Source organism: Acidaminococcus sp. HCP3S3_H5 (assembly GCF_052122235.1).
GTDB lineage: Bacteria > Bacillota > Negativicutes > Acidaminococcales > Acidaminococcaceae > Acidaminococcus.
Genome location: NZ_JBQKCS010000002.1, coordinates 332,333 through 346,072, shown reverse-complemented (window position 1 = coordinate 346,072; position 13,740 = coordinate 332,333). Strand labels below are relative to the sequence as shown.

The following is a 13,740-nucleotide window of genomic DNA, read 5'->3' as shown; positions in this document are numbered from 1 at the left end:
CCTGGAAGATTACCAGGTTGATAGGCAGGGTGTGGAAGCGTAGCAATATGTTAAGCTGACCTGTACTAATATGTCGAGGGCTTGACTTAAATCGGGCCGTTAGATGAAAAAGATGTCTCTTCATGAAGTTTTGAGGGCTCATGCCTTCAGTTACATAATCCGGTGGCGATAGCTAAGGGGATCCACCTGTTCCCATGCCGAACACAGCAGTTAAGCCCTTATACGCCGAAAGTACTCGACTGGAAACGGTCCGGGAGGATAGGGAGCTGCCGGTTAGGAAAATTCCGCATCTGATGGATGCGGAATTTTTTTGTGTCAGCGGTCAGCTGTCAACGGTCAGCGGGCGATGGAGGAAACCCGCCAGGGACAGGTTTCTTTGAAGGGAAACGCAGCCTGTGGGCTGCTAACCCACCACCATTGCGCAGGCGCAACGGTCCCCCGCCCTTGAAAAGGGCGGATATACGCTGGGGCTTCAGGCACAAGGGCATTGCCCGCGTGCCTGCTATCCGCCCTTTTCAAGGGCGGGGGTATCCATGCGCAGCATGGGTGGTGGGTTAGCAGCACCGGCTGCGTCCGGAATCGAAGAAACCCGCCATTCGGCGGGTTTCTACCTTCGGCCGCTGTCCGCTGACAGCAAAGAGGGTGCTGCATGCTTTTGCAGCACCCTCTTTGCTTACTTCGGCATTACGAAGAACTTGATGAAGGCTATGGTCTGAGGCTGGTAGATTACGTCCACCAGGAAGGCCCCTACAATGGGGACGATCATGAAGGCTTTCCGGCTCATGCCGTATTTGTCCTTCACGGCGGTCATGTTCACAATGGCGGAAGGGGTAGCTCCCAGTCCGTGGCCGCAGAGACCGGCACACATGACCGCAGCATCATAGTTGCCGCCCAGGAGCCGGAAAATCACGAACCGGCAGGCCAGGACCATGAACACCACCTGGGCCGCCACAACCAGTACAACGCCGCCCAGCAGGCCGGACAGCTCCCACAGACGGAGGGTCATCAGGGCAATGGCCAGGTACAGGTTCAGCATTACATCCCCGATGCCGTCCACCAGGGAGAAATTGAAGTTGTAGAAATGGTATTTCTCATTCAGGTTCCGGAGAATCACGGCGGTGAACATGGCTCCTACATAGGTGGGGAAGCTCATGTGGATCAGTTTGCCAATCCAGCCGGAGATCATGGAACCGATGGCCATGCAGCACAGGATAGCCGTTACATTCTTGATGATGTCCAGGGAACTGAGTTTTTCCCGGGAGGAGGCATTGACGTTTTCCACGTCCGTATCGAAGTTCTCACTGGTATCCGGTTTCAGATCATACTTCTCGATGAGCATCCTGGCCACCGGTCCTCCCACCAGTACGGCGGAAATCAGACCAAAGGTGGCAGCTGCCATGCCCACTTCCAGACCGGCCGGGTAGCCCATGGATACGAAGGTCTTCCCATAGGCCGCTGCGGCTCCGTGGCCGCCGATCATGGAAATGGCGCTGGCCAGCAGGGCATAGGGAGCTTCAATGCCAAAGATCCTGGAGAAGGCGATGCCGATGCCGTTCTGGCAGATGGAAACGATCCCGGATATCAGCCAGTAGATGATCAGCAGACCGCCGCCTTTTTTCAGCAGGGTGATGCTGGCACCCAGGCCCACGGTGGTGAAGAAGGCCAGCATGAAGGGGTCCTGGAAGTAGGTGTCGAATTTGAACCCGTAGGCGCCTGTCTGGTGACCGATGAAGGTGATGAACATAAAGAGGAATCCCCCTACCACCGGGGCGGGGATGCAGTACTTCCGGAGGGCCGGGCTTTTCCCTTTGACCCAGTACCCCAGCAGCAGCATCACAGCGGCCAATGCGGCGGTAAAGACCGCATCAGACTTGAAAGTCAGGATATTTTTCAGCATAATGATGGACATGGAACATCGCTTCCTTTCTGGATAAAAATGCAGGAATCTTATAGATATCCTTATTGTACTAAAAAGCGGATGTTTTTAAAACAAGTCAAAGGATTTTGCGGAATAAACAAAAGAAAATGTAACGAAAGCAACAAAAAACAGGAGAAAAAACTTAAGAGGGGCATAATATATCTTAATATACCAATATTAGAGATAACTTATCGGAACTATTGCCTAATTCATTAATCTACTGTAAAATTACGTTATCTTTTATTTTATTCTATTTCTTATTTTTTCTTAGTGAGGGGGACAACTTCATATGCAATTCAATCTGATTGCCTTTATCTTCAATCCCTTGGTGCTCCTGTTTGCCACCATGGCCCTGGGGAACCTTTTTGGTGAGCTGAAATTCCGGAAATTCAAATTCGGGATCACCGGCACTCTGTTCATCGGGCTGGGCATCGGATATTTCCTGACCCGGTATGCGGCCACTTTTGCCAAAGGTTCCAAATACTATGCCTCTGCCATGAAAGTCATGCAGGGGAAAGTCATCGACGGTTCTCTCATGAACCTGGCCCTGCTGATCTTCATCGTAGGGACCGGTCTGCTGGCCGCCAAGGACATGAAATATGCCATCAACAAATTCGGGAAACAGTTTGTGGCCCTGGCCATCTTCATTCCCTTTGTAGGGGCTGTGGCTTCCTATGGTTTTTCCCAGGCTTTGGACAACCTGAGCCCGTTCCAGATCACCGGGACCTATACCGGTGCCCTGACCAGTTCTGCCGGTCTGGCGGCGGCTACGGAATCCTCTGACAGCGAATCCAGACGGCTGGCCCAGGACTTTGCCAACCAGTCGCAGAAGGCCCAGAAGAAGATCCTGGCCATTGTGAACGGCGCCAAGGTCCGTGACGCCAAACTGCGGGGTACGGCGGTGCCTGACACCATGACCCTGGAAAACACCAAATCCCTGAGCCAGGAAGATGTGGAAGTCTTCGTGACGGAAGCCAAGGCCGGCGTAGGGGTGGGCCATTCCATCGGCTATCCGTTCGGGGTGCTGTTCCTGATCCTGGGGATCAACGTGATTCCCAAAATCTTCGGGTTTGACGTGGAAGAAGAAAAGAAGAAGTACTTTGCCCAAAAGGCCATCGATATCAAGAACAATGAAAAACTGGCGGCTTCCACCATGCCGGAAGTTCCCATGGATTTTGTCGGGTTCTCCCTGGCGGCGTTCCTGGGCTATGTGCTGGGTTCCATCAAGATTTACATGGGGCCCCTGGGGATGTTCTCCCTGGGTTCCACCGGCGGTGCCATCCTGGTTTCCCTGGGTCTGGGTTCCATCGGGAAGGTGGGGCCTGTGAACTTCCGGATGAACTCCACGGTGCTGGGGAAGATGCGGACCTATTTCCTGTCCGTGTTCCTGGCCGGTACCGGTCTGAACTACGGGTTCCGGGTCATTGACGCCATCACCGGTTCCGGGTACATGATCGTAATCATTTCCTCCCTGGTGGCCATCCTGTCCGTGCTGTTCGGGTTCCTGCTGGGGCGCTATGCCTTCCACATCAACTGGACCCTGCTCAGCGGGGCCATTACCGGGGGCATGACTTCCGCTCCCGGCCTGGGGGCTGCCGTGGATGCCCTGGAATGCGATGAACCGGCGGTGTCCTACGGGGCTACCCAGCCTCTGGCCACCCTGTTCATGGTAATCTTCTCCATTATTATCCATAAATTGCCGATCTGAGTGAAAGGGGCTGTTGCTTGCGCAACAGCCCCTTTTTTTTAGAATTCCTTCGTATCAAACACATGCAGCCCCAGGGAGTCGGAGAGGATCCGGAGGATCCGTTCCCCGCCCACACTGTTGCCTTTTTTGTTCAGCATGGGGCCGAAGGTGCCGATGCCGATACCGTGGCGGGCAATGGCGCAGATGCCGCCGCCCACGCCGCTTTTGCTGGGCATGCCCACTTTGACGGCATATTCGCCTGATTCATCGTACATGCCGCAGAGCATCATCAGAGTGGTGACGATCCGGACAATGGTGGAATCCACCAGCTGCTCCCCGGTCTGGGGATCCACCCCGTGGTTGGACAGGATCATCCCGTAATGGGCCAGATCCCGGGCGGTGACCATCACGGAACACATGCGGAAGTACACATCCAGTACCTCTTCCGGCTCCCCATCCAGTACATTGTCGCTTTTCAGCAGGTAGGCAATGGACCGGTTTCGGGTGCCGGTCTTTTTTTCGGACCGGTAGACGGATTCGTTGAGGCTGATCCGGGGATTGGCGCAGAGCCGCCGGACCAGGTCCAGGAAACTCTGGAAGGGGTCCGGGGATTCAATGCAGCTGGCTGTCACGATGGCGCCGGCGTTGATCATGGGATTGAAGGGCCGCCAGTCCTTCAGCTCCAGCTGCAGGATGCTGTCGAACCGGTCCCCGGTGGGTTCCATGCCGATCTTGCTGAATACCTTGTCATAGCCGGCAGTCTGGAGGGCCAGGATCAGGGAGAAGGTCTTGGAGATGCTCTGCATGGTAAAGGGGATGTTGCAGTCCCCGGCGGAGTATTCCGTCCCGTCCTTCCGCATAAGGCAGACCCCCAGGTTCCCGGAATTGGCTTTGGCCAGTTCCGGGATGTAGCTGGCCACCCTGCCTTCGTACAGGACATTCCTGCCTTCTTCCAGGGCTTTTTCCAGGATCCGCTGGATCTCTTCTTTGTCCATGACCATAATGGAGCGCTCCTTTCTTTATTTCCAGAAATCCAATTCTTCCGGTTTCAGGCCGATGGATGTCCCTTTGAACTGGGGATCCAGTCCGGCCGTTTTCTGTTTTTTGTAATCCTCATAGGCACGGACCACCACGCCTCCCAGCAGCACACAGGCAGTCAGGTTGATCAGGGTCATGCCGCCCATCATGATATCCGCCAGGTCCCAGGCGGCGGCCATGGGAATGATGGCGCCCAGGAAGACCACCAGGATGGCATAGAGATGGAAGCCTTTCATGAAGCCCCGGCTGGGGATCCGTTTGTGGTTCAGGTAAGCCAGGCCGTTTTCGCAGTAGTAGATGTTCCCGATCAGGGTGGTGAAGGAGAACACCAGCATGGATACGGTAATGAACAGGGGCCCGAAATCTCCCAGGACTTTGTGGAGGGAAGTCTGGACCCAAAGGGCGCCGGCGTTGTCCGCATTGCCCGGGACCCCGGAAACCAGGCACATGAAGGCGGTGGCGTTGCACAGGATCACGGTATCGATGTACACGGAGAGCATCTGGACCAGACCCTGTTTCACCGGATGGGTGGTGGTGGCGGCTGCGGCGGCGTTGGGGGCGGATCCCACACCGGCTTCATTGGAATACAGGCCCCGTTTGATGCCCATGACCAGGCAGGAACCGGCAATGCCGCTGAAAATGGCCCGGAAATTGAAGGCGTCAGCCAGGATGGCTTCGAAGACCCGGGGGACTTCCTGGAAGTTGAGGACCAGCACCACCAGGGTCACCAGGGCATAGGCCACTCCCATGAAGGGCACCAGGATGCCGGCGGCCTTTTCGATGGCTTTGGCACCGCCCATGACACAGATGCCCACCAGTACTGCCATTACCGCGCCGATCACCGCCGGGGTGGTGTCCGGATGGTAGAAGCTGTACACGGAGAAGGTGGACTGGACATTGTAGGAACAGAGCAGGTTGAAGCCGAAGGAATATGTCAGCAGCAGGAACACCACGAAGGCGGTGGCCATGGCTTTGTTGTGGAGAGCGTCTTCAATGTAGTAGGCCGGGCCCCCGTAGGCGGAGCCGTCTTCTTTCCGCCGTTTGAAGATCTGGGCCAGGGTGCATTCCGTAAAGGAAGAGGCGGCGCCGATGATGGCCATGACGGTCATCCAGAAGGCGGCGCCGGGACCGCCCAGGCAGATGGCAGTGGAAATGCCGATGATGTTCCCGGTGCCCACACAGGCGGCGGTGGAGACCATCAGGGCCTGGAAGGGAGAGGTGCCATTCCCGTCCTGGGGCTTCACCATCAGGAGCCGGATGGCTTCCGGCAGCCAGCGCACCTGGACAAAGCCCATACGGATACTGAAGTAGAGACCGGCGGCCCCCATGACCACCAGCAGGATCGGGTAGTACAGGATACTGTCCACCGCATCGAGAAATTCCATCATCTTGTTGTTCCTCCCGTTCTGAATTCATAAGATTTTCTTTAAATTCATTATAAGAGAGAAATTTAGTATCGGGGAAATAGATGATGTACATGGGGGCCATTTACAAAGCCGATGAAGTGGTTTCTGTCTGGAGCCGGGCATACCGGTCCCGGAGCAGCTGGATGAAGTCATTTTCCATCCGGGACAGCATGGCTCCTTCCCGGAGGATGAGCCCGAACCGGAGATGCTCGCTGCAGCCCAGGAGAGGGACGGAAACCACCTTGTACAGGGAGTCCTGGCCCAGGAATTCCATGATGCCCACGGTGAAGAAATTGGTCCGGGACAGCAGGGCCATCTGCTCCTGCCGGTCATTGACGTAGATCACTTTCCGGGTATCGTTCAGGTCGATGGGGCCTTTTTCCGTGCTGATGTGGTAGATGAAGTCCTCGTACTGGCCGATGTACCGGACAAAGCCGTAGTCCTGGAGTTCCTGGATGTGGATGCCTTTCCGGCCGAACCGGCGGACCAGTTCGTGCTCGGCGGAGAGGCACACATAGGGAGGGAAGCTGGCCAGGGGGATATAGTGGAGCCCCTGTTGGGCAAAATAGGTTTCCAGATCGTCCCGGCGGGTAGCCATGTGGATGACCCCCACATTGGAATAGCCGTTCTTCACCTGGGCAATCACATCCAGGGTGGCGGCTTCGCACAGGTGGTTGGAAAAGCTTTCCGCATCCTGGTAGCGCCGGCAGATTTCGTTGAAACATTCGGCGGTATGGGAAAAACGGGTCATGCTTACGTTCAGGCAGCCGCAGTCCTGCTTCCGGGCGGTGGAAAGGTGCCGGAGCTGGTCCATTTCCCGGAGGATCACCTTGGAATGGGCCAGGATCCGCTGGCCGTCCAGGGTCAGCCGGGTACCCTGGCTGGTACGGCGGAACAGGGTGAGGCCCATTTCTTTTTCCAGTTGTTTGATGATGTGGCTGAGCTGGGGCTGGGAGATGTACATGGCCCTGGCAGCCCGGGTAATGGACCCGTACTGGGCCACAGCGGCAAAATAGCGAAGATTGTTGGTATCCATGGGAACCTCCTGGGGTGGTATCGGCTGTATTATAGCATAGATTTTCTTTTTCTTTCTCAAACTTTTTTGACGATTTCCCGATAGGCGGTGTGCTATACTTTGGCCAAACCCCATCTGGGGGATGCAAATCCGATAATTCAAGGAGGATAACTGGCGAAATGACGAAAATCATACTTTCTTCCATTGGGGCGGGGTTCTGCATCGGGCTGGGAGGCGCCGTATTCCTGCTCCAGACGGAAAAACTGGTGGGGGCGGTGCTGTTCTGCCTGGGCCTGTACACCATCTGTGAAATGCAGTTCCATCTGTTTACGGGCCGGGTGTGCTACGCCCTGGAACAGCCCCTGTGGCAGTGGCTCCGGTTCCCGGTGATCTGGTGCGGAAACTGGCTGGGGACGGGCCTGGCAGCCGGCCTCCTGTCCCTGACCCGGGTGGGACCGGCGGCCCGGCAGGCGGCCCAGATACTGGTCCGGGCCAAGGACGGGGACACCCTGCTGAGCCTGTTTGTGCTGGGCTTTTTCTGCAATATCTTCGTGTTCATCGCTGTGGAGGGATACAAGACCTTTCCCCTGGCCCTGGGCAAATACCTGGCCATTTTTGTGGGGATCACCGTATTCATCATGAGCGGCTATGAACACAGTGTGGCGGATATGTTCTACTATTTCATGGCGGGCCGGATGGACCCGGAGGCCCTGGTGCGGCTGCTGGTGATCACCGCCGGGAATGTGTGCGGCGGATGGGCCGCCTGGGGTGCCCGGCAGGCGGGGAAACGGGCTGCCCGGTAAAATCGGGGACAGGGGTGGTTTCCCCGGAGCTTTTTTGCTATACTCGAAGTATATTTTACTGAGGGGGCGTTAGGATGAATCCATTCCAGATCGATATTCCTGTAAAAGTACTGTTTGGGGCGGGGCAGCTGAACCGGCTCCATGAACAGGCCCTGCCGGGGAAAAAGGCTCTGATCGTAATTTCCAGCGGCAAGTCCACCCGGGCCAACGGGTACCTGGACCGGACGGAAAAAGAACTGGCGGCGGCCGGGGCGGCCACGGAAGTCTTTGCCGGGATCCAGGCCAATCCCACCCTGGAAAGCGTGGGGAAAGGCGCCCAGGCGGCCCGGGCCATGGGGGCGGACATGATCGTGGCCCTGGGAGGCGGCTCGGTGATGGACGCGGCCAAGGCCATTGCCCTGATGGCTGTCAACGAAGGGAACCTGTGGGATTATGTGGGATCCGGCACCGGAAAAGGGAAAAAGTACGCCCGCCGGGCCCTGCCGGTGATTGCCATTACCACTACGGCGGGCACCGGGTCGGAAGTGGATGCCACCAGCGTGATCACCAACCAGGAAACCCATGAGAAGATCGGGCTGAAATTCCCGGATCTGTATCCCTGCCTGGCCATTGTGGATCCGGAACTGATGCTGACGGTGCCGCCCCGGCTGACGGCGTTCCAGGGGTTCGATGCCCTGTTCCACAGCCTGGAAACCTATGTGAACCGGAAAGCCAATCTGATGAGCGACATGGTGGCTTCCACCGCCATCCGGAACATCGGGGCCTTCCTGCCCCGGGCTGTGGCCCAGGGAGACGATGTGGAAGCCCGGACCCATATGGCCTTTGCCAATACCCTGTCCGGTTATGCCATGGTCCTGGGAGGGTGCACCAGTGAACATTCCCTGGAGCATGCCATGAGTGCCTATCATGAAGCCCTGCCCCATGGAGCCGGTCTGATCATGCTGTCCCTGGCTTATTTCGGCTGGCTGGCAGAGCACCATGTGTGTGATGACCGTCTGGTGGATCTGGCCCGGTTCCTGGGCCGGAAGGACGCTTCCCGGCCGGAGGATTTCCTGGAAGCCCTGGCTTCTCTCCAGAAAGCCTGCGGGGTGGACGGGCTGAAGATGAGTGAGTACGGGATCACTCCGGAAGAATTCCCCAAAATGGCGGAAAATGCCACCACGGCCATGAAAGGGTTGTTCCTGAACGACCGGATGCCTCTGAGCCGGGAGGATTGTGTGGCCGTTTATCAGAAAGCCTATCGGTAAAACAGGTTGTACAAAGGTAGTACAACCTGGGTTGTCAGCGGCCGTTGACAGGGCTGTTGCTTCTGCAACAGCCCTGTTTACCCAATTCGAAACAAAGGATGGAAATGCAGCCATGAATCTTTCTTTTCTCTCTCCCCGGGGCCGGATGCTCCTGTCCCTGGCCATTTTCGGGACCATCGGCCTGGTGCGCCGGTTCATTCCCCTGGGGTCCGTGCCTCTGGCGTTCCTGCGGGCGGCCCTGGGATGCCTGACTCTCCTGGTGCTGATGCAGACAGGGCATATCCCCTTCCACTGGGACAAACTGAAGGAGCGGGCCCCCAAACTCCTGCTCAGCGGCCTGCTGCTGGGCCTGGACTGGGTGTTCTTCTTTGAAGCTTTCAACCATACCACCGTGGCCATCGCCACCCTGTGCTATTACATGGCGCCGGTATTCATGCTGGCGGCGGCCCCTCTGGTGTTCCATGAGACCATCAGCCGCCGGAAGCTGGTGTGTGCGGCCATTACCATCGGGGGCATGCTGCTGGTATCCGGGGTACTGGGCTCCAACGGGGACATGGGTGATATTGCCGGAGTCCTGTATGCTCTGGCCGGTGCCCTTTTCTATGCCGGGATCATTGTGCTGAGCAAGACCATCCAGGGCCTGGATTCCTATGAACAGACGGCGGTGCAGCTGGGGACGGCGGCCTTTTTCCTGCTGGCCTACTGCCTGGTCACCGGACAGCTGGATTTCCACACCATGACGGCCGCCGGCTGGGGGCTGACCCTGCTCTTGGGGATCGTCCATACCGGGCTGGCCTACGGGATCTATTTCGGCAGCCTGACCCAGGTGCCGGCCCAGACCACCGCCATCCTCAGCTATGTGGATCCGGTAGTGGCTGTGTGTATTTCCGTATTCGTGCTCCAGGAGCCCATTACGGAGCTCCAGCTGGCCGGGATCTGCCTGGTGCTGGGGGGCATGATCAGCGGAGAGAGGAAGTAGGGCTGCAGGCCGGTCAACGGTCAGCTGTCAACGGTCGAAGGAAGGCCGGCATCCGCCGGCCTTTGAAGGGAAACGCAGCTGGCGCTGCTAACCCACCACCATTGCGCAAGCGCAACGGTCCCCCGCCCTTGCAAAGGGGCGGATATACGCTCGGGCCTCTGGCCCTTGCTTGCGGCACAAGGGCGTAAGCCCGATGTGCCATTTATCCGCCCTTTTCAAGGGCGGGGGACCAGCCGTGAGGCTGGTGGTGGGTTAGCATCCAACGGATGCGTTTATCATTAAAGAAACCCGCCTACTGCGGGTTCCTTTATTTTAATTACAAGGAGAATGAAAATGGAAAACCGTATTTTTCATCCAGGTGACATTGTCCGGCATTTTAAACGGGAACGGCTGACGGAGGAGGAGAAACGGACCAACCGGTACCTGTACCAGATCATCGGCCCGGCGGTCCATTCGGAAACCCGGGAGCCTTTGATGGTGTACCAGGCCCTCTACGGAGATTTCGGACTCTACGTCCGCCCCTCTGCCATGTTCTACAGCGAAGTGGATCATAAGAAGTATCCGGAAGTGAAGCAGAAGTACCGGTTTGAGAAGGTGTAAGGGCTGTCGGTTGACAGCTGACAAAAAGGTGAGCTGCATTGCAGCTCACCTTTTACGTTAACTATACCAAAATACTAGGTTGACGAAATAGACCATTTCCTGTATGGTGAGGAAGTCTGAAAATTCTGGAGGTGAGGCTGTGCGTTTGCGTGAAATGGTGTTGTGCGGGCTGTTCATTGCCCTGGTGGCAGTGGGGGCTCTGATCCGGATCCCGGTGGGGAGCGATGTGTACACCCTGCAGTTCATGTTCACCCTGCTGGCGGGACTGCTGCTGGGAGCCCGGCTGGGAGCCCTGGCCGTAGGGACCTATGTGGTCATGGGCCTTGTGGGGATCCCGGTGTTTGCTTCGGGAGGAGGGCCTTCTTATGTGCTCCAGCCCACCTTTGGGTATCTGGTGGGGTTTACCATCCAGGCCTGGGTCTGCGGGAAGCTGGCCCGGCAGGGAACTGCTGAGGTGACCCTGTCCCGGCTCCTGGGGATCAACCTGGTGGGGATGGTCATCGTCTATGTGCTGGGGATCAGCTATTTCTGGCTGTCCTCCAACTATCTGGTCCAGGCCCCCATCGGCTTCTGGGCGGCCCTGTGGTACTGCGGGGTACTCCAGGTGGTGCCGGATTTCCTCCTGTGCCTGGGAGCGGCCTTTGTAGGGCTCCGGTGCCGGAAGGCGGGGATCTGGGTGTGAGGGACTGCTGCCTGGGCAGCAGCCCCTCTGTCAGCGGCCGGGACGGGCTTGCCTCCGGCGAGCCCCTACAGCGTTGGAATCAAGGGTTCCTGACGGGAACAGCAAAGGAGAGGAATGCAATGGGCAAAGCGATATTCATTACGGGAACGGGTACGGATGTGGGGAAGACCTATGTGACCGGGCTTCTGGTGAAGAAGATCCGGGAAGCGGGGCTGGACGGCAGCTACTACAAGGCCGCCCTCAGCGGGGCGGAACCGGACGGAAACGGGAAACTGGTGCCCGGGGATGCGGCCTGGGTGAAGGAAACCGCCGGGATCCCGGACCCTCTGGAAGATCTGGTGACCTATGTGTACCGGGAAGCGGTGTCCCCTCATCTGGCGGCCCGGATCAACAACCATCCGGTGGACCTGGACAAGATCCGGCAGGCCTTCCGGAAGGCCAAAGACCGGCACCAGTATCTTACCATGGAAGGCAGCGGGGGCATCCTGTGTCCTCTGGGCTGGGAAAAGGCTCACCACCTGCTGCTGGAGGAAATGATCCAGGCTCTGGACCTGGGCTGCCTTCTGGTGGCGGATGGGGGACTGGGGACCATCAACAGTACGGTGCTGACGGTGGAATATCTCCGGCACCGGGCCATTCCTGTCCGGGGAATCCTGTTCAACCGGTGGAAACCGGGAGACCGGATGCAGGAAGACAACCGGATCATGGTGGAGGAACTTACCGGCCTGCCGGTGCTGGCCTGTGTAAAGGAAGGGGACCGGGAACTGGAAGGCCCTCTGGACAGACTGCTGGAAACCTATACCTAAGGAGGCGAAAATGGAACACAAAACGATGGAACAGCGGGACCTGGACCTGATCTGGCATCCCTGTTCACAAATGAAAGATTACGAAACCCTGCCTCCCATGGTCATCGATCATGCCCAGGGAGTCTGGCTCTACGACATCCACGGCAAAGCCTATCTGGACATTGTCAGCTCCTGGTGGGCCAATCTGCTGGGCCACCGGAATCCGGTGCTCAATGGACGGATCAAAGACCAGCTGGACAAACTGGAACATGTGATCTTTGCCAATTTCACCCATGCCCCGGCCATTACCCTGGCGGAACGGCTGAAGGCCCTGGTGCCGGAAGGGCTGTGCCGGTTCCAGTTCCACGACAACGGATCGGCGGCAGTGGAAGCGGCTCTGAAGCTGTGTTTCCAGTACTGGGCCCAGACCGGCCATCCGGAAAAACAGCGGTTCATGTGCCTGACGGAAGGGTATCACGGAGAAACCATCGGGGCTCTGTCCGTGGGGAGCATGGATCTGTTCGCCAAACTGTACAAGCCCATGATGATGGACAACATCCATGTGGAAGCCCCGGACTGTTTCCGCTGCCCCTATGGAAAGGACCGGCACCACTGCCGGTGTGAATGCTTCGCCAAAGCGGAAGAAGCCTTTGCCCTCCACGGCCGGGAAACTGCCGCCATGATCGTGGAGCCCCTGCTCCAGGGCAGCGCCGGCATGCGTGTGTACCCGGTTCTCTATCTCCAAAAGCTCCGGGCGCTGTGCGATGCCTATGAGGTGAAGCTGATCGCCGACGAAATCGCTACGGGCTTCGGCCGGACCGGTACCCTGTTCGCCTGCGGCCAGGCCGGGATCACCCCGGATGTGCTGTGCCTGTCCAAAGGACTGACCGGAGGGTACCTGCCCATGTCCCTGACGGTGACCACCCGGGAGATCTATGAGGCCTTCTACGATGATTACGGCAAGCATAAGGCCTTTCTCCACAGCCACACCTATGCCGGGAATCCCCTGGGGTGTGCGGCGGCCCACGGGGTGCTGGATGTGCTGGAACAGGACAGCATCCTGCCCCGGGCCCGGGAAACCGCCCGGTGGCTCACTGGAGAAATGGAAGCCCGGTTCGGGAACCATCCCCTGGTGGGAGAAATCCGCCACATCGGCCTGATCCACGCCCTGGAACTGGTTGCGGACAAAAAGACCAAACGGCCCTTCCCGGCGGAAAAACGGCTGGGGTATCACTTCTATCAAAAGGCCCTGGAACAGGGACTGGTACTCCGGCCTTTGGGAGATGTGCTGTATTTCAACCCGCCTCTCACCATTACCCGGGCGGAGCTGACCCAGGCCATGGATATCCTGGAACAGGTGCTGGCCTGAGAGCCGGCTGCCTGGGAAAAGGTAAACCAAAAATAAAATGAAGTTGACATAAAACAGAACCTGTCCTATAATAAGGACAACGAATTCAACGAGCCTGATTTCGTCCTGGTCCGTCCCTCCGGATCAGCATCATGAGGAACTCCCAGAAGGAGCTGCTGTACCTTTTTCGTGCAGCAGCTCCTTTTTCGTGGTAAGATGGGGACATTCCCAG

General features: G+C 57.7%; 12 protein-coding genes and 2 rRNA genes. 10 read left to right on the top strand and 4 right to left on the bottom strand.

All coding sequences use genetic code 11. The annotated features are described in order from the left end of the window. Both ACTQY5_RS04070 and rrf read left to right on the top strand, forming a co-directional pair. Nucleotides 1-89: ribosomal RNA gene (locus ACTQY5_RS04070) — 23S ribosomal RNA — on the top strand; the annotation flags it as partial. A 69-nt stretch (nucleotides 90-158) separates the two neighbouring features. After that, nucleotides 159-275 (top strand): 5S ribosomal RNA (gene rrf, locus ACTQY5_RS04065). 398 nt (nucleotides 276-673) lie between these two features. On the opposite strand, the gene gltS is transcribed toward rrf, so the two are convergent. Then, a complete protein-coding gene (gene gltS / locus ACTQY5_RS04060; protein WP_288274597.1) occupies nucleotides 674-1,909 on the bottom strand; it encodes a sodium/glutamate symporter in 1,236 nt (411 codons plus the stop codon). 298 nt (nucleotides 1,910-2,207) lie between these two features. On the opposite strand from gltS, the gene ACTQY5_RS04055 reads away from it, so the two are divergent. Further along, nucleotides 2,208-3,626, top strand: coding sequence for a membrane protein (locus tag ACTQY5_RS04055; RefSeq protein WP_012937448.1), 1,419 nt, complete (start codon nucleotides 2,208-2,210; stop codon nucleotides 3,624-3,626). Nucleotides 3,627-3,664: 38 nt separating this feature from the next. On the opposite strand, the gene glsA is transcribed toward ACTQY5_RS04055, so the two are convergent. From glsA to ACTQY5_RS04040, 3 genes are all read right to left on the bottom strand, one after another. Next, on the bottom strand, nucleotides 3,665-4,606 hold the full coding sequence (gene glsA, locus ACTQY5_RS04050; protein WP_441368840.1) for a glutaminase A: 942 nt from the start codon (nucleotides 4,604-4,606) through the stop codon (nucleotides 3,665-3,667). Between the two features lie 18 nt (nucleotides 4,607-4,624). Beyond that, nucleotides 4,625-6,031 (bottom strand): alanine/glycine:cation symporter family protein, encoded by a 1,407-nt coding sequence (locus ACTQY5_RS04045; protein WP_074738353.1) that lies wholly within the window; start codon nucleotides 6,029-6,031, stop codon nucleotides 4,625-4,627. Between the two features lie 100 nt (nucleotides 6,032-6,131). Continuing rightward, the gene (locus tag ACTQY5_RS04040; RefSeq protein WP_012937451.1) at nucleotides 6,132-7,085 is read right to left on the bottom strand and encodes a LysR family transcriptional regulator; all 954 of its coding nucleotides are present in this window, start codon (nucleotides 7,083-7,085) and stop codon (nucleotides 6,132-6,134) included. 89 nt (nucleotides 7,086-7,174) lie between these two features. On the opposite strand from ACTQY5_RS04040, the gene ACTQY5_RS04035 reads away from it, so the two are divergent. The 7 genes from ACTQY5_RS04035 to bioA all read left to right on the top strand — a co-directional run bounded on the left by ACTQY5_RS04035 (nucleotide 7,175) and on the right by bioA (nucleotide 13,529). Continuing rightward, entirely contained in the window at nucleotides 7,175-7,867 is a 693-nt protein-coding gene (locus ACTQY5_RS04035; RefSeq protein ID WP_441368839.1) for a formate/nitrite transporter family protein, read from the top strand. 74 nt (nucleotides 7,868-7,941) lie between these two features. Further along, a complete protein-coding gene (locus ACTQY5_RS04030) occupies nucleotides 7,942-9,114 on the top strand; it encodes an iron-containing alcohol dehydrogenase (RefSeq protein ID WP_074738349.1) in 1,173 nt (390 codons plus the stop codon). Between the two features lie 112 nt (nucleotides 9,115-9,226). Next, nucleotides 9,227-10,093 carry a DMT family transporter gene (locus ACTQY5_RS04025; RefSeq protein WP_441368838.1) on the top strand — a complete coding sequence of 289 codons (867 nt, stop codon included), beginning with the start codon at nucleotides 9,227-9,229 and terminating at the stop codon, nucleotides 10,091-10,093. A 333-nt stretch (nucleotides 10,094-10,426) separates the two neighbouring features. Further along, a complete protein-coding gene (locus ACTQY5_RS04020) occupies nucleotides 10,427-10,693 on the top strand; it encodes a DUF1653 domain-containing protein (protein WP_154488719.1) in 267 nt (88 codons plus the stop codon). A 139-nt stretch (nucleotides 10,694-10,832) separates the two neighbouring features. Beyond that, complete coding sequence (locus ACTQY5_RS04015; protein WP_022487241.1) at nucleotides 10,833-11,375, top strand: biotin transporter BioY; 543 nt, start codon at nucleotides 10,833-10,835, stop codon at nucleotides 11,373-11,375. 119 nt (nucleotides 11,376-11,494) lie between these two features. After that, entirely contained in the window at nucleotides 11,495-12,181 is a 687-nt protein-coding gene (bioD, locus tag ACTQY5_RS04010) for a dethiobiotin synthase (RefSeq protein WP_441368837.1), read from the top strand. Between the two features lie 10 nt (nucleotides 12,182-12,191). After that, entirely contained in the window at nucleotides 12,192-13,529 is a 1,338-nt protein-coding gene (bioA, locus tag ACTQY5_RS04005) for an adenosylmethionine--8-amino-7-oxononanoate transaminase (protein ID WP_441368836.1), read from the top strand. Nucleotides 13,530-13,740 lie beyond the last annotated feature (211 nt).

Excerpts from the sequence above, each read along its gene's own strand:
- ACTQY5_RS04055 (WP_012937448.1), top strand. The coding sequence starts at position 2,208 with ATGCAATTCAATCTGATTGCCTTTATCTTCAATCCCTTGGTGCTCCTG.
- ACTQY5_RS04030 (WP_074738349.1), top strand. The coding sequence starts at position 7,942 with ATGAATCCATTCCAGATCGATATTCCTGTAAAAGTACTGTTTGGGGCG.
- ACTQY5_RS04025 (WP_441368838.1), top strand. The coding sequence starts at position 9,227 with ATGAATCTTTCTTTTCTCTCTCCCCGGGGCCGGATGCTCCTGTCCCTG.
- bioA (WP_441368836.1), top strand. The coding sequence starts at position 12,192 with ATGGAACACAAAACGATGGAACAGCGGGACCTGGACCTGATCTGGCAT.
- ACTQY5_RS04040 (WP_012937451.1), bottom strand. The coding sequence starts at position 7,085 with ATGGATACCAACAATCTTCGCTATTTTGCCGCTGTGGCCCAGTACGGG.
- gltS (WP_288274597.1), bottom strand. The coding sequence starts at position 1,909 with ATGTCCATCATTATGCTGAAAAATATCCTGACTTTCAAGTCTGATGCG.
- bioD (WP_441368837.1), top strand. The coding sequence starts at position 11,495 with ATGGGCAAAGCGATATTCATTACGGGAACGGGTACGGATGTGGGGAAG.
- glsA (WP_441368840.1), bottom strand. The coding sequence starts at position 4,606 with ATGGTCATGGACAAAGAAGAGATCCAGCGGATCCTGGAAAAAGCCCTG.
- ACTQY5_RS04020 (WP_154488719.1), top strand. The coding sequence starts at position 10,427 with ATGGAAAACCGTATTTTTCATCCAGGTGACATTGTCCGGCATTTTAAA.
- ACTQY5_RS04045 (WP_074738353.1), bottom strand. The coding sequence starts at position 6,031 with ATGATGGAATTTCTCGATGCGGTGGACAGTATCCTGTACTACCCGATC.